The sequence below is a fragment of the Sulfitobacter sp. HI0040 genome, assembly GCF_001634885.1.
In the GTDB taxonomy this organism is placed as follows: Bacteria; Pseudomonadota; Alphaproteobacteria; order Rhodobacterales; family Rhodobacteraceae; genus Sulfitobacter.
On the sequence record NZ_LWEX01000590.1, the window covers coordinates 1 to 202 of the forward strand.

Annotated in this window: 1 pseudogene; it reads left to right on the top strand. The window is 62.9% G+C overall.

The features are described 5' to 3' along the window. Positions 1-202: pseudogene (locus A3728_RS23345) on the top strand (MFS transporter); the annotation flags it as partial.

The following is a 202-nucleotide window of genomic DNA, read 5'->3' on the forward strand; positions in this document are numbered from 1 at the left end:
ATGTATCCGGTGATCGTGGCCCATGCGAATGACCACGCCGAACCGGGCACCTCGCTGCAGATCTCCGGCGGGCTGCTGATGACCTACGGCATCGGGTCCATCGTGGGACCGCTGCTGGCAGGCTGGGCCATGGAGGACCTTGGTCTGCGCGCGCTTTTCGGCATGACCGCGCTGTCACATATCATGATCGTCCTGTTCACCA